Origin of the sequence: Kocuria sediminis, from assembly GCF_009735315.1 — a bacterium.
In the GTDB taxonomy this organism is placed as follows: Bacteria; Actinomycetota; Actinomycetes; order Actinomycetales; family Micrococcaceae; genus Kocuria; species Kocuria turfanensis.
The window spans coordinates 158460-181520 of the sequence record NZ_WOGU01000006.1; the positions used below are offsets into that span (position 1 = coordinate 158460).

The following is a 23061-nucleotide window of genomic DNA, read 5'->3' on the forward strand; positions in this document are numbered from 1 at the left end:
GGTGGACCGGCAGCAGCCGCCGGCCCTCACCACGGTGACGGCCGGCGACGGCGGGCGCCCCGCCGCGGGCCGCCGCCGCCCGGGCTGGCCGCTGGTGCTGACCGCGCTCGCGCTCCTGGCCGCCCTGACGGTCGCCGCCACCGTGCTGCGCGCCAACGGGACTCTGGCGGCCTGGGAGCGGACCGCGGTGGAGACCTCCGACGCGGCCGAGCTGCGGCTGGGCTACTTCGGCAACCTCACGCACGGGCCGGCCCTCGTCGGGCTCGAGAACGGCGACTTCGCGGAGGAGCTGGGGGACACGACGCTGTCCACCCAGGTCTTCAACAGCGGTCCCACCGCGGTGGAGGCCATGAACGCCGGGTCGATCGACGCCGCCTTCGTGGGCCCCAACCCGGCGATCAACTCCTTCGTCCGCTCCCAGGGCCGCTCGCTCGCCGTGGTCGCGGGCGCGGCGTCCGGCGGGGCGCAGTTCGTGGTGGGCCCCGGCGTCACGAGCGCCGAGGACCTGGCCGGGCGCACCGTCGCGAGCCCCGAGTTCGGGGGGACCCAGGACGTGGCCCTGCGGACCTGGCTCACCGAGCAGGGCTACGAGGCGGACGGCGACGGCGAGCGCGCGGTGGCCATCACGCCCATGGCCAACGGCCAGACCATCTCCATGCTGCGGCAGGGACGCGTGGACGGGGCCTGGCTGCCCCAGCCGTGGGCCACCCGCGCGGTGCAGGACGGCGCCCGGGTCCTCGTGGACGAGCGCGACCTCTGGGCGGACGGGCGCTACCCCACGACCGTCCTGGTGGTGCGCAAGGACTACCTCGAGCGCCACCCGGAGACGGTCGAGGAGCTCGTGCGGGGCCTGCAGCGGTCCGTGGACTGGCTGGACGAGCACGAGGACGACCCCGCGCTGCTGGCCTCGACCCTGAACCGGGGCCTGGAGCGCGCCCAGACCGAGACCCTGCCCGAGGAGACCGTCGCGGGCGCCCTCGAGGCGATCGAGTGGACCACGGACCCCCTCGCGGACACCTACCCCCAGCTGCTGGCCGACGGCGTGGCGGCGGGGACCACGGACGAGGCCTCGCTGGACGGCCTCGTGGACACCACGGTCCTGGACCGCGTCCGCGACGGCTCGGAGGAGGGCGCATGAGCACCACGACCACCACCGCGATCCGGCTGCAGGGCCTCGGCAAGACCTTCTCCGCCGAGGACGGGCCGGTCCTGCAGGACGTGGACCTCGACGTGGAGCGCGGGCAGTTCGTCGCGCTGCTCGGGGCCTCGGGCTGCGGCAAGTCGACGCTGCTGAACATCGTGGCCGGGCTCGAGGAGCCGACCGCCGGCTCGGTGACCGTCCCCGCGGAAGGAGCGGCCCTGATGTTCCAGGACGCCGCGCTGTTCCCCTGGCTCACCGCGCGGCGCAACGTGGAGCTCGCCCTGGAGCTGCGCGGTGTCCCCGCCGCGCATCGGCGGGAGCGGGCCGAGGAGCTGCTCGAGCTGGTCCGGCTGCCGCACGCGGCGGACAAGCGCCCGCACGAGCTCTCGGGCGGGATGCGCCAGCGCGTGGCCCTGGCCCGGGCCCTGGCCCAGGAGCGGGAGGTCCTGCTCATGGACGAGCCGTTCTCCGCGCTGGACGCCATCACCCGGGACCTGCTGCACGAGGAGCTGCTGCGCGTCTGGCGGGCCACCGGGCGGACGATCGTGTTCATCACCCACAACGTCGGCGAGGCCGTGCGGCTGGGCCAGCGGGTGCTGCTCATGTCCTCCCGCCCCGGACAGGTGGTCCAGGAGTGGGACACCCGGCCGTGGAAGGACCCCGAGTCCTACGGCTTCGAGGGCAGCGCCCAGTCGCTCGACGACACCCTCGCCGAGCTGACCCGCACCATCACCGCGCGTCTGCGTGAGGAGATCAGCCGCCATGCGAAATGACACCGCCCTGCCCCACGTCCCGGCCGCGCCGCCCGCCGCGCCGCCGGCCGCATCCCGGGCGGAGGAGCGCACGGCCCCCGGGCCGCTCCCGGTGCCGCCCGCCGAGCAGGACGGCACCGGCGAGGAGCTCGCCGGACTGGACGCCCTGCAGACCGAGCGCACGCGCAGGACCTCGGCCGGGGAGGTGTTCCGCACCAAGGTGGCCCCGCCGCTGGTCGCCCTGGTGGCCGGTCTGCTGCTGTGGCAGCTGCTCGTCGCCCTCCTCGGCCCCCGGCCGGACGTCATGCCGGGGCCGCTGGACGTCGGGCGGCAGTTCATCGCGCTCCTCACCGACGGCACCGTCCTGGGCGCCCTCGGCACGAGCCTGTGGCGGGGGATCAGCGGCTTCCTGGTGGCGGCGGCGGTGGCCACGCCGCTGGGGCTGCTGATCGCGCAGCGGCGCGCCCTGCGCGACGCCGTGGGCCCCATCATCTCCGGCCTGCAGGTGCTGCCCTCCATCGCCTGGGTGCCGGCCGCGATCATCTGGTTCGGCCTCTCCGACGCCACCGTGTACTTCGTGGTGCTCATGGGGGCCATCCCGTCGATCGTCAACGGCATGCTCGCGGGGGTGGACCAGATCCCGCCCCAGCTGCGCCGGGCCGGCCACGTGCTCGGGGCCCGCGGCTGGACCATGGCCAGCAAGGTGGTGCTCCCCGCGGCCCTGCCCGGCTACGTCGCCGGGCTCAAGCAGGGCTGGGCCTTCTCCTGGCGCTCGCTCATGGGCGCCGAGCTCATCGCGATCGGCGGCTCGATCGGCTTCGGCCTGGGCTCCCTGCTGGAGCAGGGCCGCACGGTCTCCAACATGGCGGTGGTGATGGTCGCGGTCCTGTCGATCCTCGCCGTCGGCATCCTCGTGGAACTGCTGTTCTTCAACCCCGTGGAACGCCGGCTGCTGCGCGGGCGAGGGCTGCTCGGCCACCGGTCGTGAGCATCCTCACCCAGGAGATCCTGGGACGACTTCACTAAACTTGGACCCGGTCTACGACGCGCGCGGTGCACGCCGTGCGCGCAATCGAAAGGAACCCTGTGGCTGACACCACCACCCGTCCCCTGCGCGTCGCCGTGATCGGCGCCGGCCCGGCCGGCATCTACGCCGCGGACATGCTCACCAAGTCCGAGCCCGTGAAGAGCGGGGAGCTCGAGGTCAGCATCGACCTGTTCGACCGCTACCCGACCCCGTTCGGGCTGATCCGCTACGGCGTGGCCCCCGACCACCCCCGCATCAAGGGCATCATCACCGCGCTGCGCGCCATCCTGGGCCGCGGCGACATCCGCTTCTTCGGCAACGTGGAGTTCGGCCGGGACCTGACCCTCGCCGACTTCGGCGCCCACTACGACGCGGTGATCTTCGCGACCGGCGCCGTCTACGACGCCCCGCTGAACATCCCCGGCAACGACCTCGAGGGCGTCCACGGCGCCGCCGAGTTCGTCGCCTGGTACGACGGGCACCCGGACTTCCCGCGCACCTGGCCCCTCGAGGCCAAGGAGGTCGCGGTCATCGGCAACGGCAACGTGGCCCTCGACGTCGCCCGGGTGCTCTCCAAGCACGCCGACGACATGCTCGTCACCGAGATCCCCGGCAACGTCTACCAGGGCCTGAAGGCCTCCCCGGTCACGGACGTGCACATCTTCGGCCGCCGCGGCCCCGCCCAGGTGAAGTTCACCCCGCTGGAGCTGCGCGAGCTCGCCAAGTCGCGCGACGTCGACATCGTCGTCTACGACGAGGACTTCGCCTACGACGAGGGCTCCGAGCAGGCCATCGCCGAGAACAACCAGGTCAAGGTGATGGTCAAGACCCTCGAGAAGTGGCGGGCCGACGACTCCCCGAAGACCGCCTCCCGGCGCCTGCACCTGCACTTCCTGCAGAGCCCCCGCGAGGTCCTCGGCGAGGACGGCCGGGTCACCGGCCTGCGCATGGAGCGGACCCGGCTCAACGGGGACGGCTCCGTGTCCGGGACCGGCGAGTACGTCGACTACCCCGTGCAGGCCGTCTACCACGCCGTCGGCTACCTGGGCTCCCGGCTGCCGGAGCTGCCCTTCGACGACGGCCGCGGCGTGATCCCCAACGCGGAGGGCCGCGTCCTGGCCGAGAACGGCGCGGTGCTGCACGGCCTCTACGCCACCGGGTGGATCAAGCGCGGCCCGGTCGGGCTGATCGGCGCGACCAAGTCCGACGCCCTCGAGACGGTCACCCACCTGCTGGAGGACCGCCCCGTGCTGCCCGGCGCCACCCGCCCCGACCCCGAGTCCGTGAACGAGGTGCTCGAGGCCCGCGGCGTCGAGTACACCACGTGGGAGGGCTGGCTGGCCCTGGACGAGTACGAGCAGGGCCTGGGCCAGTCCTCGCACGACGCCGAGGGCAACCCGCGCGAGCGGGTCAAGGTGGTCGAGCGCGAGGAGATGGTCAGCGTCTCCCGGGAGGGCGTGCCCGAGCCGGTGTCCTCGCCCGCCTGAGCCGGCGCCCGGCAAGCCCGAGGGGCCGCGTCCTGCCCGGCAGGACGCGGCCCCTCGCGCTCCCCGGACGGGAGGAGTCGCTCCGGGCCGCAGCGCCGGCAGGGCGGCGCCCCGCCGGGTCAGAGGCCCAGCAGCTCCCGCACGTGGTCGTTGAGGAAGACCCCGTCGGGATCGACCGCGGCACGGGCGTCGAGGAAGTCCTGGAACCGCGGGTAGACCGCGTGCAGGTACGCGGCGTCCCGGGTGTGCACGGTGCCCCAGTGCGGGCGGCCGCCGTGGTCCACGAAGATCTCCTCCGCAGCGGCGAAGACCTTCGGGTCGTAGCGCCGCCAGTACTGCCGCAGCGCGATCCAGGCGGTGTCCCGGCCGTGGGCGGGCGCGAGCCAGGCGTCCTCGGCGGCGGAGCAGCGCACGTCCACGGGCAGCGAGAAGGCGTAGCCGCGGCGCTCGACGAGCGTCTGCAGCTCCCGGAAGGCGACCCCCAGCTCCTCCACGGGCAGCGCGTACTCGGTGGAGACGAAGCGGACCCGGCGCGGGACGGTGAACACCCGGAAGGAGAGGTCGCTGTACTGCCGCGGGCTGTTCGTGAGGGCGTCGACCCGGTTGAGCCCGGGCGTGGAGCGCGGCAGCGCGGTGGCCAGCTGGTTCAGCCCGGCCGTGAGGGTGTTGCGCAGCAGAACGTCGTCGATCCGGCGCACGGTGCGCGCCACGGGGGAGCCGGGCCGGGTGTAGGAGTCCGGGAGCTTGTGCAGCCGGGTGAGGATGCGGGTCTGGGCGGTGGCGGTCCCCGGCATCCAGTAGAACTCGAAGTGGTCCGACCCGGCCATCCGGGACCCCACGGTGTCCACGAGCTGGCCGAGCGGCTCGCGGATCTCGGCGGCGTGCAGCCGGAAGGCCGGTTCGCAGGCCAGGGTCACGCTCGCGAGGATCCCCAGGGCGCCCAGTCCGGCCCGCGCCGCCTGGAACAGCTCGGGGCGCTGCTCGGCGGAGCACTCCACGAGCTCGCCCCGGGCGGTGACCAGGGTCAGGGACACCACCTGGGCCGAGAGGGAGCCGAAGGCCAGGCCGGTGCCGTGGGTGCCGGTCGAGACCGCGCCGGCGATCGTCTGCCAGTCGCTGTCCGGCAGGTTGGTCACCGCCAGCCCGTGGGCGTCCAGCCCCTTGTTGAGGGCCCGGATCGTGGTGCCCGCCAGGACCGTGGCCCGGTGCTCGTCCACGTCCACCGCGGTGAGCCCGGTCAGCCCGGTGAGCTCGACCATCACCTCGGGCGCCAGGGGCAGCGCCGAGAAGCTGCAGCCGGAGCCCACGGCGCGCACGCCCAGGCCCCGCCGCGCGGCGGCCGCCACGCCCTCGGCGAGCTCCGCCACCGAGGACGGGCGCAGCACGTGCCGGGGGGTGACGGCGTGCGTCCTGCCCCACGTGGCCCACTCGGCGGCCGTCCCGGTCTCCCCGGGCAGGGCGTCGGGCAACGAGACCTCGCTCATCGGCGGGACCGTCCTTCCTCGCAGGCGGGTGCACAGTGCGCCCTCATCTTCTCACCCCGGGCGCCGATCGTCCGCCGGCGAGGGCATCGGCCGCGGCCCGTCCGCGCGTACCATCGGAGGCGAAGCCCCGGGCCGCGACGGAGCCGCCCGGGCGGAGGCCGCGCACAGGAGGCAGCACCATGACCGACCACCCGTCCCCGGAGCGCGAGGAGCGCCGCGACACCAGCCTGGGGGAGGAGGCCGTGCGCCGGCGCTCCCCGGCCGGCGGCGGGCAGCGCCGCGCCCTGGACGCCACCGGCGAGGTCGTCGTGGGCGTCGACGGCTCCGAGCAGAGCCTCGGCGCCCTGCGCTGGGCGGCCCGGGAGGCCCGCCGCCGCGGCCTGCCCGTGCGGCTGGTCACCGCCTACAGCCTGCCCGTGTTCTCGGGCTCCGGGTTCGACACCGGCTACGCCACCGTGGACGAGGCCGCGCTGACCCAGGGCGTCGAGGAGCTGCTGAACCACGCCGCGGACCAGGTCCGCCCCGTGGGGGTGGAGCTGCGCGCCACGGTGGAGACGGGCGACCCCTCCGGCGCCCTGCTCGAGCTCAGCCGCACGGCCGAGCTGATGGTCCTCGGCTCCCGCGGGCGGGGCGGGCTGCTGGGCCGGCTGCTGGGCACCGTCTCCACGGCGGTGCCGGCGCACGCGAAGTGCCCCACCGGGGTGGTGCCCCTGCCCTGGTCCCAGGAGCACCTGGGCGCGGAGGAGCTCACCACCGACCGGGCCCTCGTGGACCGCGTGGTCGTCGGCTCGGACGGCTCCACGCAGGCCCGGGCGGCCATGCTCTACGCCGCGGAGGAGGCGCGCCTGCTCGGGGTCCCCCTGACCGTGGTGTGCGCGCTCCCGCCCGTGAGCGGGGCGCTGGCCTGGATGCCCACGGCCGTGGACTTCGAGGTGATGTACGACGACGTCGCCCGGGCCCTCGGCGGCGGGGTGGCCTGGCTCCGGAGCTGGTTCCCGGACCTCGAGATCGGCTCCGAGCTGGCCGACGGCCCGCCGGTGCAGGTCCTGGTGGAGCAGACCCGGAAGAACTCCCTCGTGGTGCTCGGCACCCGGGGCCGGGGCGGCTTCGCGGGCATGCTGCTGGGCTCCACCTCCCAGGGGGTGCTGCACAACGCGGCCGGTCCGGTGCTGATCGTCCCGGACCGCTACGACCAGCGGATCGAGACCCGCAAGGACTTCGACTTCGACGACGTCCGCCCCTGGGACGCCTGAGCTGGCCGGCTCAGCCCCAGCCCAGCTCGTGCAGCCGCTCGTCGTCGATGCCGAAGTGGTGGGCGACCTCGTGGATGACGGTCACCGTGATCTCCTCGACGAGCTCCTCCCGCTCGGTGCACAGGCGCTGCAGGGGGCCGCGGTAGACGAAGATCCGGTCCGGGAGCGACCCGGCCCCCCAGCCGCCGTCCCGGGCGGTGAGGGGCACGCCCTCGTAGAGCCCGAGCAGCTCCGGCGCGTGCTCGGGCGGTTCCTCCTCCACGAGGATCACCACGTTGTCCATGGCCCGGAAGAGCTCGTCCGGGATGAGGTCGATGGCGTCGTCGACGGCGCCGTCGAACTCCTGGCGGGTCATCTCGATCACGCTCCCCTTCCTACCCCACGCGCGGCCCGGGTGCACGAGGGCGCCGGGGCCGGTCCGCACCGCAATTGTGCGAATTCCGGGCGAAGCCCTAAGCTGTACTCGGTTTCTCCCGTGTCAGGGTCCTCGGTCCTCCAGTCCGTGGCTCCCGGCGCGGGCGTTCTGGCCCCCATCGTCTAGCGGCCTAGGACACCGCCCTTTCACGGCGGCGGCACGGGTTCGAATCCCGTTGGGGGTACGCGAAGAAGGTGGGCCTTCCACCGATTTGCACAACCGGCGAGGAATGCTGGTAAGATCAATCCTCGTTGGAAACAGCAAGGCCCTGTAGCGCAGTTGGTTAGCGTGCCGCCCTGTCACGGCGGAGGTCGCGGGTTCAAGTCCCGTCAGGGTCGCTCAGGCGGCGTTCACAGCGGAAGAGGTCTTTCCGCGGTGCGACGTCGTCGCGGCATATCCGCCTCGGATGTGCCGGGGCTCTGTAGCTCAGTTGGTAGAGCGTACGACTGAAAATCGTAAGGTCACCGGATCGACGCCGGTCGGAGCCACCGCGGAAGAACCGCCGGTCCCCCACGGGGGCCGGCGGTTCTTCGCATGCCCGGACGCCTCGCCGGCTGCCAGCCCGCACGGAGGTTCGCTCCGTATCCTGGAGCCGTGACCCGCTCGTCCCGCCGCCCGAGCGCACCCGGCGCAGCCCTCGCTCCCGCGGTGCTGTGCCTGCTCGTCCTGACCGGCTGCGGCACCGGCCAGCAGCAGCCGGGGCTCGTCCTGGAGCCGGTCCCGGGCGCGACCACTCCCGCCCCGGCCCCCTCGGCGGACTCCCCGGGCCCGGAGGTCTGCTTCGACGTCGCCGGCGCCTACACCGCCCTGATGCTCGTGCCGCTGTCCACCGACGGGCCGGACCCCGGCTTCCGCCCCGGCCGGGCGGCCGACTCCGTGCAGGAGCTCGCCCCCGGCATGCCCGCGGACCTCCGGCCGGCCTTCGACGCCGCCGCGGCCGACCTGCGCGCCGCGGGGGACTCGCTGCAGCCGGTCGAGCTCGCCGGTCTGCAGCGCACGCTCGCCCCGGTCGACGACTGGCTGCAGCGGCGCTGCGGCGGGCCCGCACCCGCCCACTGACCGACCCGACTGATCAGCTTCCTGTCTATACTGGCCGCGAGCCGCCCGGGCCGGGGGGCCGGACGGAAGGAGCGGCCATGAGCGAGCAGCAGCGGGAGCAGGAACCGGAGCACGGCCCGGTCGCGGACCAGCGCGAGGACGGCGTGGTCATCGAGCCGGGCGCCGAACTGGACCGCGACCTGGCGCGGCAGGGCCTCGAGGACGAGGGGGACCGGGCATGACCGCGGCCTCCCGCCCGGACGTGCTGCTGCGCGCGGCCGGGATCGGCGCCGCGGCGGGCGTGCTCGGCGCCGCCGGGATGGTGGTGGGGGAGAAGGCCGAGCAGGCCCTCACCCGGCGCCCGAACTCCTACGTCCCCGGCCGCGCCCTGCTGACCCTGCTGGGGCGGCACCCGGGCGACGACGAGCGGCCCCGGGGCTGGAACTCCGTGATGCACTACGGCACCGGGGCAGCCCTGGGCGCCCTGCGCGGCGTGTGGGCGGTCACGGGCATCCGCGGCGGGTCCGCGAACGCGTGGCACACCGTGGTCCGGCTCGCGTTCGACCAGACGGTGGAGAACGCCACCGGTGCGGGCGCCCCGCCGGCGTCCTGGCCGGCCCAGGAGCTGACCGTCGACGTCCTGCACAAGGCGGTCTACTCGGTGCTCACCGGGGCGCTGGCCGACCGGCTGCTCGCCCCCGTGCTGACCTCCGGCCGGGGCCGCACCAGCCACTGACCCGCCGCGGGTCAGTCCGCCAGGCGCACCCACACGGCCCGCTCGGGCCGCAGCGCGCCGTCGGCCACGGCGTCCTCCCGGCTGGCCACGAGCACCTCCCCGGCGGGCAGCGGCACCGGGGCCCCGCCCAGGTTCGCCGCCACCAGCACCCGCTGCCCGGCCTCGGTGGTGCGCACGAAGGCGAGCAGGCCCGTCGCGGCGCCGTGCGCCTCGTGCCAGGCGAACGCGCCCCGGCCCAGGCCGAGCTCCCGGCGCAGGGCGATGGCGGTGCGGTAGAGCGTGTGCGTGGACCCCGGAACACCCACCTGCTGGTCCGCCGCCAGCTCCCCGAAGGCCTCGGGCTGCGGCAGCCACGGTGCGGGACCGAAGCCGTGGCCGGGCTCCCCGGCGGCCCAGGGCAGCGGTACGCGGCAGCCGTCGCGGCCGATCTCCTCGCCCCCGGTGCGGGTGAACGCCGGGTCCTGCCGCAGCTCCGCGGGCAGCTCCGTGTGGTCGGGCAGGCCCAGCTCGTCCCCCTGGTACAGGTAGGCGGAGCCCGGCAGCGCCAGCTCCACCAGGGCGGCGGCACGGCCCCGGGCCAGGCCCTGGTCGTGGTCCGGCTGCTCGCTCTGCGCGTCGATCCCCTTGGGATAGGCGATCGGGTCCGCGAGTCCGAAGCGGGAGACGTGCCGGACCGTGTCGTGGTTGGAGAGCACCCAGGTGGTGGGCGCCCCGACCTTCGCGGACTCGGCCAGCGAGTCGCCGATCGCCCGGGACAGCCGTGCCCAGTCCCACCCGGCGACCAGGAAGTCGAAGTTGAAGGCCTGGTGCATCTCGTCGGAGCGCACGTACATGGCCAGCCGGTGGGCCGGCTCGACCCACGCCTCGGCCACCATCATCCGGTCGCCGTCGTACTCCGCGAGCACCCGGTGCCAGTCGCGGTAGACCTCGTGCACGCCGTCCTGGTCGAAGTAGGGGCTGCCGGTGCTCATGGGGGTGTCCGGCTCGTCGTGCTCCCGGGCGTCGTGCTCGCCCTCGACCATGTGCACCTGGTGGTCCCAGTCCGGCAGGCCCTCGGCCTTGACCAGGCCGTGGGCCACGTCCACGCGGAAGCCGTCCGCGCCGCGGTCCAGCCAGAAGCGCAGGACGGAGCGGAACTCCTCCCACACCTCCGGGTTCTCCCAGTTGAGGTCCGGCTGGGTGCTGTCGAACAGGTGCAGGTACCACTGCCCGTCCGGCAGCCGGGTCCACGCCTCGCCGCCGAACACGGAGCGCCAGTTGTTCGGGGGCAGCTCGCCGTGCTCGCCGCGGCCCTCCCGGAACATGTAGCGCTCCCGCTCGGGACTGCCGGGCCCGGCCGCCACGGCCGCCCGGAACCACTCGTGCTCGCTGGAGGTGTGGTTCGGCACGAGGTCCACGATCAGCCGCATGCCCAGCTCGGCCATGCGGGCGCGCATCCGGTCGAAGTCCTCGAGCGTGCCGAAGCGGGGGTCGATGTCCCGGTAGTCGGAGACGTCGTAGCCGGCGTCGTGCTGGGGGGAGACGTAGAACGGGGACAGCCACAGGGCGTCCACGCCCAGGTCCGCCAGGTAGTCCAGCCGGTCGATGATGCCGGGGATGTCGCCCATGCCGTCACCGTTGCCGTCGTTGAAGGAGCGCGGGTAGATCTGGTAGATCACCGCGGAGCGCCACCACTCTCCGGCGGCGGTCGTGCTGGGCGTCTCGGCCTGCTGCGTCATGGGGCTCCTCGGGGTGGTCCGGTCGGGGGATCTCCGCCCCCCACCTTGCCAGGCCGCCGGTCCGGTGTCAGCCCGGACGCGCCCGGGGGCATAGCACATCCGTGACGGGCGGCAAAGCCCGCGCCGCTCCATGACGGGGCCCGGCGCCCGAGTGGACCCGAGGGTTAGGTTCCCCTAACCTCTCCCCGGGGGTTTTACCGAACTCTTCCGTGTCCTTATTCCCTGCCGTCCTCGGGCGGCGACCTGAGGTGGTCCCGTGCGCTCTCCGCTCCGGTCCGCGACGCCCGTCGGGCTCGTGGCTCTTCTCGCCCTGTCGGGCTGTGGCTTCAGCGGCGAGGAAGGAGGTACCGTCCAGGCCGCCGACCGCGAGCAGCGGATCGTGGTGGACAACTTCCGCGCCCCGGTCGCCGACTGGGCGCTGGAGAGCGACGCCGCCTACATCCTGTCCCTGTCCGGGTGCCTCGAGACCCTGACCCGCTACGACGAGGCGGCGGGCGAGATCGTGCCCGCCCTGGCCACGGAGTGGGAGCAGGTCTCGCCCCTGGAGTGGGAGTTCACCCTGCGGGAAGGGGTGACGTTCCAGGACGGCACCGCGCTGACCGCCGACACGGTCGTGACCTCGCTGCGCAACGTCCTGGACGCGGAGGTCCCGGCCCGCGCCTTCAGCCCCGCCGTGGTCAGCGGGGTGGAGGCCGTCGACGAGCGCACCGTGCGGATCACCACCCCGGCCGAGAGCCCGCTGGTGCCCTACCGCCTGGCGAGCGTCAACACCGGGGTGCTGGCCCCGGCGGCCTTCGAGGGCGACTCGGTGGACCCGTTCGGGCACTGCACGGGACCGTTCGTCCCGGTCTCCGAGCAGCCGAAGCAGTCGCTGACCCTGGACCGCAACGAGGACTACTGGGGCGGGCAGGTGCAGCTCGCCGGGGCCGAGGTCCGGTTCATCACGGACGGGGCGACCCGCGCCACGCAGGTCCAGACCGGGGAGGCCGACGTCTCCCTCTCCGTCCCGGCGGCCAACGTCGCCGCCCTGGAGGCCGACTCCGCCGTCGAGGTCCTCAAGGCCGAGTCCCCGCGCACCGCGACCCTGTACATGAACAACGGCCGGGCGCCGTTCGACGACGTCGACTTCCGCAAGGCCGTCCGCTCGGCCCTGGATCTGGACGCCCTGGCGGCCAGCGTCTACGAGGGGGCCGCCCTCCCGGCGACCGGGCCCTTCGCGCCCTCCGAGCCCTGGGCGACCGAGGGTGCCGAGGCCCCGCAGCAGGACGTCGACGCCGCGAAGGAGCTGCTGGCCGCCGCCGGCTACACCGCGGAGCGGCCGCTGGAGGTCATCGCCATCGTGGAGCGGGCCGAGTTCGCCGACGTGGCCACCGTCATCCAGGAGAACCTCAAGAGCGCCGGGGTCCCCGTGACCATCACGACCAAGGAGTACGCCGCCGTGGAGCCGGACCTGCTGGCCGGGGACTACGACATGGTGCTGAGCCAGCGCAACCGCCTGATCGACATCGCCGACCCCATCGGCTTCCTCACCGCCGACTACACCTGCGAGGGCACGTACAACCTCAGCCACTTCTGCGACGAGGAGTACGACCGGATCGTGGCGGAAGCCGCCGGCACCGCCGACACCGAGCAGCGCTACGAGCTGTACGCCCGGGCCGGCGAGATCCTCGAGGAGCAGGCCGTGAACGTGTGGCTGGTCAACGAGCAGGCCACCGACGCGGTGCGTGCCGATCTGCAGAACTACCAGCAGGACCCGCTGTCCCGGTACGTGCTGCGCGCGGAGACGACCAAGCCCGCCGCATGAGCGTCGCCGGCACCACCACGGCCCCGGCACGACGGGAAGGACAGGACCGCCCATGACGGCATTCCTCGCCCGCAGGACGGCGACCCTGGGCGTCACCGTCCTGCTGGCGTCCTTCGTGGTCTTCCTCATCCCCTACGTGACCCCGGGGGACCCGGTGCGCAAGATCATCCGGTCCCGGGTGGCCGGGGAGGTGATCGACGACTCCGTCGCCCAGGCGCTCGCGGCCGACCTGGGACTCCAGGACCCCCTGGCCGTGCAGTACCTGCGGTGGCTGGGCCGGCTGCTCGGGGGCGACATGGGCCTGTCCTACGCCAGCCGCACCCCGGTGGTCGAGCAGGTGCTGCCCGCCCTGGGGATCACGCTGAGCCTGGTGGTGATGACCCTCGGCACGGCCGCGGTGGTCTCCGTGGTCCTGGGGGTGGTCGCCGCCCTGCAGGAGGGGCGGGCGGCCGACAGGATCATCACCACGATCACCCAGGCGTTCATCGCCGTGCCGGAGTACTGGCTCGCCCCGGTGCTCGTGCTGGTGTTCGCCCTCAACCTGTCGCTGCTGCCCTCCGCCGGGTGGTCGGGGCCGTCCTCCGCGGTCCTGCCGGTGGCCGTCCTCGCGCTGCGGCCGACGAGCTACTTCACGTCCGCCGTGCGCGAAGGAGTCCTCGACGCGCTGGGCGCCGAGCACGTCGTCGCCGCCCGGGCCCGCGGCCTCGGACGGTTCCGGACGCTCCGGCGGCACGTGCTCCCCAACGGCCTGCTGCCCCTGACCACCCTGGTGGCCGTCTGGTTCGCCGGGCTGCTGGGCGGCTCCGTCATCGTGGAGGTCGTCTTCGCCGTTCCCGGCATGGGGCGGCTGCTCTACGACGCCGTGCGCAACAGCGACATCCCCCTGGCGCAGGGCGGCGTGGTCGTCGTCGTGGGCCTGGCCGTCGTGCTGACCACCGCCGCCGACCTGGTCCACGGCCTGCTCAACCCCCGGCTCAGGGGGCGCCGTGCGTGAGCGCCGCGCCCTCGTGTGGGCCGCGGCGGCGGTCCTGGCCCTCGTCGTGCTCGCCGTGGCCCTCGCGCCCTGGATCGCGCCCCACCCGCCGGCCGCGCAGGACCTCACGGCCCGGCTCGCCCCGCCCAGCCCCGCCCACTGGCTGGGCACCGACCACCTGGGCCGGGACACGCTGAGCCGGCTGCTCGACGGCGGGCGGTTCTCCCTGACCGTCGCCGCGCTGGCCACGGTGCTCACCGCGGTGACGGGCACCGCCGTCGGGGTGCTCAGCGCCCGCCGCCGGGGCTGGCTGGACGAGCTGTTCACCCGGACCAGCGACGTCCTGCTGGCCCTGCCGGAGATGGTCCTGGCCCTGTTCCTGGTGGCCGTGCTCGGCCCCGGCCACCTGTCCCTGCTGCTGGCCCTCACCGTGACCGGGTGGACGCCGTTCGCCCGGCTGGCCCGGGCCCTGACCTACGACGTCTCGGCGCGCGGCTTCGTCGAGGCCGCCCGGGTGCTCGGGTGCTCGCCGTCCTTCGTCGTCCTGCGCCACGTCCTGCCGCACCTGGCCGGGCCCCTGCTCGGCCAGGCCACGCTGCGCTTCGGGCAGTTCCTGATCACCGTGGGAGCCCTCTCCTACCTGGGTCTGGGGGTGCAGCCGCCGCAGTCGGACTGGGGGGCGATGCTGGTCGCCGCCCAGCCGTACGCGGCCCGGTCACCGCTGACGATCCTCGCCCCCGGGCTGGTGGTCTTCGTCGTCGCGCTGTGCGTCACCCTCGTCGGCCAGCGCCTGGCCCGGGCGACGAGCACCCGCATGGTGCTCGCCGCGGCCCCGTCCCGGACGGTGCCGGATGCCTGAGGGCCTGACCGTCGAGCAGCTGCACGTCAGCCACCGGAGGCCCGCCGGAGCGCCCCGGCCGGTGCTGTCCGGGATCGACGTGGCCGTGGCGCCGGGGGAGTTCGTGGCGCTGGTCGGCGCCTCCGGCAGCGGCAAGACCATGACGGCCATGTCCGTCCTGGGGCTGCTGCCCCCGCAGATGCACCACGACTCCGGGTCGGTCCGGCTGGGCGGGACCGACCTCTCCCGGGCGGGGGAGGCCGAGCTGAACGGGGTGCGCGGCGGGCGGATCGGCATGCTGTACCAGCAGCCCAAGCGGATGTTCAACCCCCGCCGGACCGTCCTCGATCACCTGCGGGAGCCGCTGCGGCTGCACGGCGGGCTCCGGGGCGGGGCGGCCCGGCAGCGGGCGCTCGAGCTGCTGTCCGAGGTGGGGTTCCGGGACCCGGAGTCCTGCGCCCGCGCACACCCCCACCAGCTCTCCGGAGGCATGGCCCAGCGGGCCATGGTCGCCCTCGCCCTCGCCGGCCGGCCGGAGCTGCTGCTCGCGGACGAGCCGACCTCCGCCCTGGACACGGTGCTCGAGCGGCAGATCCTGGAGCTGCTCGACCGCGAGCGGCGCGACCGCGGGCTGGGGGTGCTCTACATCAGCCACAACCTGGCGACCGTCTCCGCCTACGCGGACCGGGTGGTGGTGCTGGACGCCGGGCGCGTCGTCGAGGCGGGCCCGGCCGGCGCCGTGCTCAACCGCCCCCGCAGCGCGTGCACCCGGGCCCTGCTGGAGGCCGCGGCCCTCACCCCCGCCGACACCCCGCCCCCCGCCGCGGGAACGGGCGCCGCGCTGGCGCTGGAGCGCGTCACCAAGACCTTCGGCACGGGCAGGCGCCGCGGACGCCCCGCCCTGGAGGAGATCACGCTCGAGCTGCGGGACCGGGAGATCCTCGGGGTCCTGGGCCAGTCCGGCTCCGGGAAGAGCACCCTGGCCCGTCTGGTCGTCGGACTGGAGACCCCCGACGCCGGACGCGTCACCCGGGCGCCGGGAGCGGCCCCGGGCGCCGGCCCGGCGAGCACGGCCGTGCAGCTGGTCTTCCAGGAGCCGCACGACTCCTTCGACCCCCGCATGCGGCTGCGCACCAGCCTGGAGGCCCCCCTGCGGCAGCACCGGGACCTCTCGGCCGACGAGCGGGAGGCCCGTCTGCTGGACGTGGTGCGGGAGGTGGAGCTCGACCCCGAGCTGCTGGAGCGGTACCCCGGCCAGTGCTCGGGCGGACAGCTGCAACGGCTCACCATCGCCCGCGCCCTGCTGCTGGAGCCGTCGGTGCTCATCTGCGACGAGGCCACCTCGGCCCTGGACGCGGCGACCCAGCGCACCGTCCTGGACCTGCTGCTGCGGCTGCACCGCGACCGACCGCTGTCGCTGATCATGATCTCCCACGACCTGGGCGTCATCCGCTACATGAGCCACCGGGTCGCGGTGCTCCATCGCGGAGCCCTCGTGGAGCTCGCACCGACCCGCGAGTTCTTCGCCGCGCCCCGCCACGAGCACAGCCGGAAGCTGGTGGCGGCGGCCCTGCCCCGGGAGTGCGCGATCCTGGACCGCCACACCCTGCCGCCGGAGCACCGCGATGTCCCTGCCTGACCCCCGGACCGAGACGCACACCCTGCTCGGGGCCCAGCTGGTGTTCAACATCGGCTTCTACGCGGTCATCCCCTTCCTCGCCGGGGCCATGGGCACCGAGTACGGCCTGGACGCCGCCGCGATCGGGCTGGTGCTCGGGGCCCGCACCTTCAGCCAGCAGGGCATGTTCCTGTTCGGCGGTCTGCTGGCCGACCGCTGGGGCGCCCGCCGCGCCATCCTCACCGGCTGCCTGGTGCGCATCCTGGGCTACGCCACGCTGGCGGCGGCCGCGGACTTCCCCCTCTTCCTGCTCGGCGCGGTGCTCACCGGCGCCGGGGGCGCCCTGTTCTCGCCCGCGCTGGAGTCCCAGCTCTCCCACGCCGACCGGCCGCCGGCCGGAGGACCCGGGGCCGGGGGCCGGCGGTCGGTGTTCGTGTGGCTGGCGATCACCGGCGAGCTGGGCGCGGTCCTGGGCCCCGTGCTGGGCACCGCCCTGCTGGGCTGGGGCTTCGACGCCGCCCTGGCGGCCGGGATCGCGGTGTTCACCGTGGTGACCGTCCTGCTGTGGTTCCGCCTTCCCCGCGGTCGGCCGCCGCGGGGCCGGGACGGGGCGGGCACGGGCGCACCCGGACCCGCCCTGGAGTGCCTGCGCAACCGGGGCTTCGTCGTGTTCTGCGTGCTCGCGGGCACGAACATGCTCGCCTACCACCAGCTCTACTTCACCGTTCCCGTCGACCTGGACCGGCGCGGCCTGGACGCGGCCTGGCTCGGCGCGCTGTTCCTGCTCGCCTCGGTGCTCACCCTGCTCCTGCAGCTGCCGGTCTCCGGGCTGGGCCGGCGGCTGGGGCCCGGGCGTGCGCTGTCGACCGGATTCCTCCTGGTGGCCGCCGCGTTCGGCATCGCCGCCGTCACCTCGGTGCCCGCGGGAACTCCCGGGAGCTCCGTGCTGCCCGTCATGGCCACCGTCGCGGTCCTGATCCTGGGGCACATGCTCCTCACCCCCACGATCCTGTCCCTGATCCCCGGCTTCCTCCCGTCTCCGGGGGCCGTCGCCGGCCGGGGCGCCTACTACGGGCTGGCCGCCACGTGCGGCGGCGTCACCGTGCTCGTGGGCAATGCCGGGCTCGGGGCCCTGCTCGAACTCACCACCCGTCACCAGTGGTGGCCCGGCACGCCGTGGCTCCCGCCGGCCCTGCTCGCGCTCCTGGCCGCCGCGGCGCTGCCGATCGTGCTCCGCGGCCACGGTGCCGACCGGCCGACCGGCCCGGCCGCGGCGGCGGCCCCGTCCCGCCGGTCCTCCTGACCCGGGTCGCGCAGGACGGCCCAGCGGCCGCTAGGTCTCCCGCGGACCGGCCAGCTCGTCGTCGACCCAGCGCGGTGCGGCGGCGATCCAGCCGGCCGCGACGAGCACCAGGCCGGTGCCCATCAGCAGGATCAGGGGGACCGTCCAGCTGCCGGTGGCCTCGTGCAGGGCGCCCACGGCGAAGGGGCCGACCGCGGCCAGCAGGTAGCCCACCGGCTGGATGAACCCGGAGAGCCGTGCGGTGATCCGGGGGTCCCGTGTGCGGGCGGTGAGCAGGGCCAGGGCGGTGGGGAAGGCGAACCCCCCGACCCCCAGCAGCAGCGCCCAGACCCAGGGCACCGTGGTGGGCGCGAGCAGCAGCCCGAGGTAGCCGGTGACCATGCAGGACCCCAGTCCCGCGATCCAGCGCCGCAGGTGCGGGGAGCCGGCCACGAGCAGGGGCATGAGCAGCCCGCCCGGGATCCCCATCGCGGCGAGCAGGGCCATCAGCAGCCCGGCGCGCGCCTGGTCCAGCCCGCCGTCACGGTAGATCTGCGCCACCCAGCCGAACTGGACGTAGGCGTGCATCGACTGGATCCCGAAGTACACGCACAGGGCCACGGCGGTGCGGGACCGGACGATCGCGGCCCCCGGCCCCCCGGGCAGCGCCCGGGACGGGGCCGTGGCCGCCTCCCGCCGGTCCCGGACGGTCACCAGCAGCCAGGGGAGCAGCGCCACCACCGCCATCAGGCCCCACAGGCCGAGGGCGGCCCGCCAGCCCTCGGGGCCCCGGGCGGTCAGCGGCCCGGCCGCCAGCAGGGGCAGGGTGGCGCCCACGGCCAGGCCGGTGGTGTAGACGGAGTTCAGCGCGGCGGTGCGCTGCCCGCCGTGGCGCTTGATGAAGGCCGGCACCAGGATGTTGCCCACGGCCATGCCGGCGAAGCCCAGGACCGTCAGGGCCAGGAACACCGGCACCGAGCCGGTGACCGCCCGGCCCAGCAGCCCGGCGGCGACCAGGGCGAGGCCGACGGTGACGGCGCCGCTGATCCCCGTCCGGCGGGACAGCGCGGCCGCCCCCGCCCCGGCCACCGCGAAGGTGAGACCGGGCAGGGCGGTGAGCACCCCGGCCATCGTGGGGCTCAGGCCGAGGCCCTGCTGGATCTCGGCCAGGACCGGTCCCACGGACGTGGCACCGGGACGGAGATTGACCGCGACCAGCACGACCGCGACCACCACCAGCCAGCGCGGGACGCGGGCAGCGGCGGGGAAACGGTCCGGGGGCGGGGTGGGCTGGTTCACCGGGCAGTTCTACCACGGGATCCGGCGGGCCCCGGACCGGCGGTTCCCGCCGCGGGGCTCAGCTGGCGCTCTCCAGGTGGGCCAGGGGCAGCCAGCGGTGCATGAGCCGGCGGAAGGCCACAGCGGCGCCGTTGGCGTCCCGGGACGCCAGCAGCTCCACGGCGTCCTGGAAGTCCTGCGGGCTCTCGTCCGGCTGGAAGGAGTCCGCGATCGCCCCGTAGTGCAGGACCACCAGCGAGTTGGCGGAGAACGCGCCGAGCCACCGGCCGAGGTGCGTGAGGTCGTCGGCGAGCTCCTCGAGGTCCTCGCCCCCGGCGTCCTCGACCACCTGCGCCGCGTGCGCCACCCGCAGGGTCGCGGTGTCGACCGGCACGGCGCACCGGTGGACGCGGTTGCCGTGGTGGAAGCTCTCGGTGTGGTCCTCCGGCGCGAACAGCGCGAACCACGCCATGGGCACCGTGAACGCCGACTGGCGGGCGTGGACGGGCACGAAGTGCTCCCGGGTGACCTGTTCCCCGGCGGCCCGGACCACGTCCTCGGGAATGAGCAGGTTGGGCAGCGGCTGGCCGCCCTCCTCCTCGGCGAGCGCCACGAGGCGCAGGGAGCGCCGCAGCCGCTGCGGTGGGTGGTACACGGGGAAGTCCCCGACGCCGGCGGCAAGCATGTCCCGGCCCCGGGGCGCCGCCGAGAACGGCAGGGTCCACAGGGGCTCCACCGCCGGCGGCAGCGGCTCCTCGCCCGGCTCGGCCAGGCGGGCGAGCTGCTCGGTGAGCTCGTTCACCCCGGCCTCCTCGGGCGGCAGCGCCCGGGGCAGCAGCGGCGCGTACACGGCGTCGAGCTCCTCCGCGGGCACGTAGACGCGGAGGGCGAACTGGTGGGGGATCCCCGTGGCCGAGCGGAACGTCCGGCCGACCTGCAGCAGCTGGGCCACGGCGGCTCAGGCGATCTCGACGACGACGGGGGCGTGGTCCGAGGCGCCCTTGCCCTTGCGCTCCTCGCGGTCGATCACCGCGTCGGTGACCCGCGCGGCCAGGGCCGGGGAGTAGAGCTGGAAGTCGATGCGCATGCCCTCCCTCTTCGGGAAGCGCAGGCCCTTGTAGTCCCAGTAGGTGTAGACGCCGGGGCCGGGCAGCCGGGGGCGGACCACGTCCTGGTAGCCGGCCTCCTCGAGGAAGGCGCGGAAGGCGGCGCGCTCGGGCTCGCTGACGTGGGTCAGGCCGTTGTCCAGGAAGAACTGCATGTCCCACACGTCCTCGTCCTGCGGGGCGACGTTCCAGTCGCCCACGAGGGCGACCTGGGCCCGCGGATCGTCCTCGACCCACTGCCGGGCGTGGTCCTTGAGCACGCGCAGCCACTCCAGCTTGTACGGCATGTGGGGGTCGTCCAGGCCGCGGCCGTTGGGGACGTAGAGGGACCAGACGCGGACCCCGTTGCACGTGGCGCCGATCGCGCGCGCCTCCCGCACCGGGTCCTCGCCGGGCTTGCCGAAGGCCGGCTGGTCCGGGAAGGTGCGCTCGACGTCGTCGAGGCCCACCCGCGAGGCGATCGCCACGCCGTTCCACTGGCTCAGGCCGAAGTGGGCGACGTCGTAGCCCATGAACTCGAAGAGCTCCCACGGGAAGTTCTCGTCCTTGGCCTTCGTCTCCTGGATGGCCAGGACGTCCACGTCGGAGCGCTGCAGCCAGGCCTCCACGCGGTCGGCGCGGGCGCGGACGGAGTTCACGTTCCAGGTGGCGATCTTCATGGTCCCCACGTTACCGGGTGGCCCGGACGGCGACGCCCGCGCCCCCGGGCACGGCACCGCCTCCCGGCGTCGCTCCGGCCCGGGACGTGCGCGCGGCGGTCGTCCCCGGCGCGCTGGGGCGCCGTGCCGCCGCGCCGGGTGACGTGGGGCGTCCCCGGGGTCTCGACCCCGGGTGGTTGCAGATGCTAATTTCCTGCTGGCCCGTGCCCCCGGCGGAGCCGCCCCCAGCAGGGAGAGACCCCCATGAACCTCGCACGGACCGTGCTCACCGTGACCACTGCCGCCGCGCTGCTCCTCGGCGGGATGCCGGCCGCGCTCGCCGCGCCGCAGCCTCCCGCCGCCCCGCCGGAGCTCGCCCATGCCACCGGCGCGCCCGCCGTGCAGCTGGAGGGCGGCTCGGCCGCCGAGGCGGCCCCGGCCGTCCCGCCGGAGGAGCCCTCCGCCGGTGGCCTGGCCGGAGCGGCCTCCGCGGGCGCGCACCCCACCACGGTGGCGCACGTGACCGAGGCCTTCGAGATCGTCAACGAGCACCGGCGCCAGGCGAACCGCGCCCCGCTGGTCTACAACACGGCCCTGTCCCGCAACGCCCAGCAGTGGGCGGAGACCATGGCCGGCGCCCGCAAGGAGTCGCGCAACCCGGATCCCTGGGCCGGCGCCCCGGCCGGCGGCGTCCGGATGGACCAGTACTACGGGAAGGGCGTCTTCACCGGCGCCTTCGCGGGCACCGACGCGGTCGAGGCGCTCACCCACTACCTGCTGGACTTCTTCCCCCGCAACGGGACCGACCAGTTCGCCCGGGACCTGACCCACCTCGGCATCGGCGTCAGCCACGTGGCGACGTCGGGCTCGGACGGCCCCGGGTGGGAGACCTACCTGACCGTCTACTACTACGCCTATCCGGCCGGGCAGGCCGTGCCCGGGACCTTCGCGACCCCGGCCCAGGGGTTCGTGCCCCCGGTGACCGCCCCGGCCTACGCCGTCCGCGGCGCGATCGCCACCAAGTACCAGCGCCTGGGCGGGTCCGCCGTGCTGGGGGAGCCCACGACGAACGAGCGCGGCGGCCTGGTGGACGGCGGCGTCTACCAGCAGTTCCGCAGGAGCGGCCGCACCACCACCATCTACTGGGCCCCCGGCTACGGGGCGATGGCGGTGAAGAACTACAGCTCGATCGGGCAGAAGTGGATCGGCGCCGGCCGGGAGCACAACTACGGCCTGCCGACCACGGACGAACGCCCCGTCAGCGGGGGCGCCCACCAGGTCTTCCGCCGCGACGGGCGCTCCACCCAGGTGCTGTGGAGCGCCGGCACGGGCTCCCGCGCGGTCAAGCTCTACGGGGCGATCGGCCGGGCCTGGAAGGCCGCCGGCTCCGAGCGCGGCTACGGGTTCCCCGTCACCGACGAGTACCGCTACGGCGCCGAGGTGCGCCAGCGCTTCTCGAAGGGCCACACCGTGCACTACGCGGCGGGACGGACCTGGGTCACCCGCTGAGCGGACCCGACGACGACGGAGCCGCGCACCCCGATCGGGGTGCGCGGCTCCGTGGCGCTGCGGGTGCTCCCGCCGTCAGTCGCGCCACCAGTCGTCGAGGATCGTGGCCGGCGTGGTGCGCTTGTGCCGGGTCGTGCGCCAGCGGTGCTCGATCTTCTCGGCCACGGCGTCGTCCACCTCCCGGCCCTCCAGGTAGTCGTCGATGTCGTCGTAGGACAGCCCCAGCTCGGCCTCGTCGGTCTGGCCGGGGGCGTCGTCGAGCAGATCGGCGGTGGGCGCCTTCGCCCACAGCCGCTCCTCGGCGCCGAGGGTCTTGGCGAGGAGCCGGTTCTGCCGCTTGTTCAGCCCGAACAGGGGCAGCAGGTCCGCGCCGCCGTCCCCGTACTTGGTGAAGAACCCGGTCACGGACTCGGCGCCGTGGTCGGTGCCGATCACCAGGAGGTTGTGCTCCCCGGCGATCGCGTACTGGGCGATCATCCGCATGCGGGCCTTGATGTTGCCCTTGTTGAAGTCGGAGATCTCCCGGTCCGTGGCGCCCTCGAAGCCGTGCTCGAAGCCGTCCACCGCCGGGGCGATGTCGTAGGTGACGGTGCGGTCGGCGGCGACGAAGCGCAGGGCCGCCTGGGCGTCCTCCTCGTCGTGCTGGACCCGGTGGGGCAGGCGCACGCCCACGAACTGCGCCTCGTCGCCCTCGGCCCGCAGCCTCTCGGCGGCCAGCTGGGCCAGCCGGCCCGCCAGCGTGGAGTCGAGGCCGCCGCTGATCCCGAGCACGAAGCCCTTGGTGCGGCTGGCCCGGAGGTAGTCGCAGAGGAACTGGACGCGCGCCTCGATCTCCTGCTGGGGGTCGATCTCGGGCTTCACGCCCATCTCGTCGATGATTGCTGCCTGGAGTTTCCGCATGCACCCATGCTAGTGCCGGGCGCCGACGGCGCGGCAAGGACACCGGGGGAGGGGCCGCGTAGGA

At 74.5% G+C, this 23061-nt stretch carries 21 protein-coding genes and 3 tRNA genes; 17 read left to right on the top strand and 7 right to left on the bottom strand.

All coding sequences use genetic code 11. The features are described from left to right. The first annotated feature begins 1 nt into the window (after position 1). From GMA12_RS08950 to GMA12_RS08965, 4 genes are all read left to right on the top strand, one after another. Positions 2–1138 (top strand): ABC transporter substrate-binding protein, encoded by a 1137-nt coding sequence (locus GMA12_RS08950; protein WP_162459665.1) that lies wholly within the window; start codon positions 2–4, stop codon positions 1136–1138. After that, positions 1135–1914, top strand: a complete 780-nt coding sequence (locus GMA12_RS08955; RefSeq protein WP_156269171.1) for an ABC transporter ATP-binding protein — start codon at positions 1135–1137, stop codon at positions 1912–1914. Before GMA12_RS08950 ends, GMA12_RS08955 begins: the two co-directional genes overlap by 4 nt. After that, positions 1904–2881, top strand: coding sequence for an ABC transporter permease (locus tag GMA12_RS08960; protein ID WP_206064665.1), 978 nt, complete (start codon positions 1904–1906; stop codon positions 2879–2881). Before GMA12_RS08955 ends, GMA12_RS08960 begins: the two co-directional genes overlap by 11 nt. 98 nt (positions 2882–2979) lie before the next feature. Beyond that, positions 2980–4407: an FAD-dependent oxidoreductase gene (locus GMA12_RS08965; RefSeq protein ID WP_162459666.1), complete on the top strand. Its 1428-nt coding sequence runs from the start codon at positions 2980–2982 to the stop codon at positions 4405–4407. A gap of 119 nt (positions 4408–4526) precedes the next feature. Here GMA12_RS08965 and GMA12_RS08970 read toward each other — a convergent pair whose 3' ends face one another. Further along, entirely contained in the window at positions 4527–5891 is a 1365-nt protein-coding gene (locus GMA12_RS08970) for a D-arabinono-1,4-lactone oxidase (RefSeq protein WP_156269172.1), read from the bottom strand. 179 nt (positions 5892–6070) lie between these two features. Here GMA12_RS08970 and GMA12_RS08975 point away from each other — a divergent pair, with 179 nt between their 5' ends. Next, entirely contained in the window at positions 6071–7144 is a 1074-nt protein-coding gene (locus tag GMA12_RS08975; RefSeq protein ID WP_156269173.1) for a universal stress protein, read from the top strand. A 10-nt stretch (positions 7145–7154) separates the two neighbouring features. On the opposite strand, the gene GMA12_RS08980 is transcribed toward GMA12_RS08975, so the two are convergent. Then, positions 7155–7508, bottom strand: coding sequence for a metallopeptidase family protein (locus GMA12_RS08980; protein ID WP_162459667.1), 354 nt, complete (start codon positions 7506–7508; stop codon positions 7155–7157). A gap of 162 nt (positions 7509–7670) precedes the next feature. Here GMA12_RS08980 and GMA12_RS08985 point away from each other — a divergent pair. The 6 genes from GMA12_RS08985 to GMA12_RS09010 all read left to right on the top strand — a co-directional run bounded on the left by GMA12_RS08985 (position 7671) and on the right by GMA12_RS09010 (position 9333). Continuing rightward, positions 7671–7743: transfer RNA gene (locus GMA12_RS08985), tRNA-Glu, on the top strand. Positions 7744–7823: 80 nt separating this feature from the next. Continuing rightward, positions 7824–7897, top strand: a tRNA-Asp gene (locus GMA12_RS08990). A 77-nt stretch (positions 7898–7974) separates the two neighbouring features. Then, a tRNA-Phe gene (locus GMA12_RS08995) sits at positions 7975–8047 on the top strand. 106 nt (positions 8048–8153) lie between these two features. Next, positions 8154–8618: a hypothetical protein gene (locus GMA12_RS09000; RefSeq protein WP_156269174.1), complete on the top strand. Its 465-nt coding sequence runs from the start codon at positions 8154–8156 to the stop codon at positions 8616–8618. 77 nt (positions 8619–8695) lie between these two features. Further along, positions 8696–8839 (top strand): hypothetical protein, encoded by a 144-nt coding sequence (locus GMA12_RS09005; protein WP_156269175.1) that lies wholly within the window; start codon positions 8696–8698, stop codon positions 8837–8839. Continuing rightward, positions 8836–9333 (top strand): hypothetical protein, encoded by a 498-nt coding sequence (locus GMA12_RS09010; RefSeq protein ID WP_156269176.1) that lies wholly within the window; start codon positions 8836–8838, stop codon positions 9331–9333. Before GMA12_RS09005 ends, GMA12_RS09010 begins: the two co-directional genes overlap by 4 nt. Positions 9334–9344: 11 nt before the next feature. Here GMA12_RS09010 and GMA12_RS09015 read toward each other — a convergent pair whose 3' ends face one another. Beyond that, the gene (locus tag GMA12_RS09015) at positions 9345–11051 is read right to left on the bottom strand and encodes a glycoside hydrolase family 13 protein (RefSeq protein ID WP_156269177.1); all 1707 of its coding nucleotides are present in this window, start codon (positions 11049–11051) and stop codon (positions 9345–9347) included. Between the two features lie 256 nt (positions 11052–11307). Between GMA12_RS09015 and GMA12_RS09020 the strand changes: the two genes are divergently transcribed. From GMA12_RS09020 to GMA12_RS09040, 5 genes are read left to right on the top strand one after another with little or no spacing between them, the layout of a single operon-like run. Then, entirely contained in the window at positions 11308–12855 is a 1548-nt protein-coding gene (locus GMA12_RS09020) for an ABC transporter substrate-binding protein (protein ID WP_162459668.1), read from the top strand. A 52-nt stretch (positions 12856–12907) separates the two neighbouring features. Next, on the top strand, positions 12908–13849 hold the full coding sequence (locus GMA12_RS09025) for an ABC transporter permease (RefSeq protein WP_156269178.1): 942 nt from the start codon (positions 12908–12910) through the stop codon (positions 13847–13849). Continuing rightward, on the top strand, positions 13842–14687 hold the full coding sequence (locus tag GMA12_RS09030) for an ABC transporter permease (protein WP_162459669.1): 846 nt from the start codon (positions 13842–13844) through the stop codon (positions 14685–14687). The genes GMA12_RS09025 and GMA12_RS09030 overlap by 8 nt, the downstream gene beginning before the upstream one ends. Further along, positions 14680–16305 (top strand): ATP-binding cassette domain-containing protein, encoded by a 1626-nt coding sequence (locus GMA12_RS09035; RefSeq protein ID WP_156269179.1) that lies wholly within the window; start codon positions 14680–14682, stop codon positions 16303–16305. The genes GMA12_RS09030 and GMA12_RS09035 overlap by 8 nt, the downstream gene beginning before the upstream one ends. Further along, positions 16292–17587 carry an MFS transporter gene (locus tag GMA12_RS09040; protein ID WP_156269180.1) on the top strand — a complete coding sequence of 432 codons (1296 nt, stop codon included), beginning with the start codon at positions 16292–16294 and terminating at the stop codon, positions 17585–17587. Before GMA12_RS09035 ends, GMA12_RS09040 begins: the two co-directional genes overlap by 14 nt. A 30-nt stretch (positions 17588–17617) precedes the next feature. Here GMA12_RS09040 and GMA12_RS09045 read toward each other — a convergent pair whose 3' ends face one another. The 3 genes from GMA12_RS09045 to GMA12_RS09055 are packed head-to-tail and all read right to left on the bottom strand — an operon-like array spanning position 17618 to position 20609. Further along, the gene (locus GMA12_RS09045) at positions 17618–18865 is read right to left on the bottom strand and encodes an MFS transporter (protein WP_162459670.1); all 1248 of its coding nucleotides are present in this window, start codon (positions 18863–18865) and stop codon (positions 17618–17620) included. 58 nt (positions 18866–18923) lie between these two features. Further along, positions 18924–19796: a DUF8083 family protein gene (locus tag GMA12_RS09050; protein WP_370830942.1), complete on the bottom strand. Its 873-nt coding sequence runs from the start codon at positions 19794–19796 to the stop codon at positions 18924–18926. A 6-nt stretch (positions 19797–19802) separates the two neighbouring features. After that, on the bottom strand, positions 19803–20609 hold the full coding sequence (locus GMA12_RS09055; protein WP_156269181.1) for an exodeoxyribonuclease III: 807 nt from the start codon (positions 20607–20609) through the stop codon (positions 19803–19805). Between the two features lie 243 nt (positions 20610–20852). On the opposite strand from GMA12_RS09055, the gene GMA12_RS09060 reads away from it, so the two are divergent. After that, positions 20853–22097, top strand: a complete 1245-nt coding sequence (locus GMA12_RS09060) for a CAP domain-containing protein (protein ID WP_156269182.1) — start codon at positions 20853–20855, stop codon at positions 22095–22097. 75 nt (positions 22098–22172) lie between these two features. On the opposite strand, the gene nadE is transcribed toward GMA12_RS09060, so the two are convergent. Then, complete coding sequence (gene nadE / locus GMA12_RS09065) at positions 22173–22997, bottom strand: NAD(+) synthase (RefSeq protein WP_156269183.1); 825 nt, start codon at positions 22995–22997, stop codon at positions 22173–22175. Positions 22998–23061: the final 64 nt, after the last annotated feature.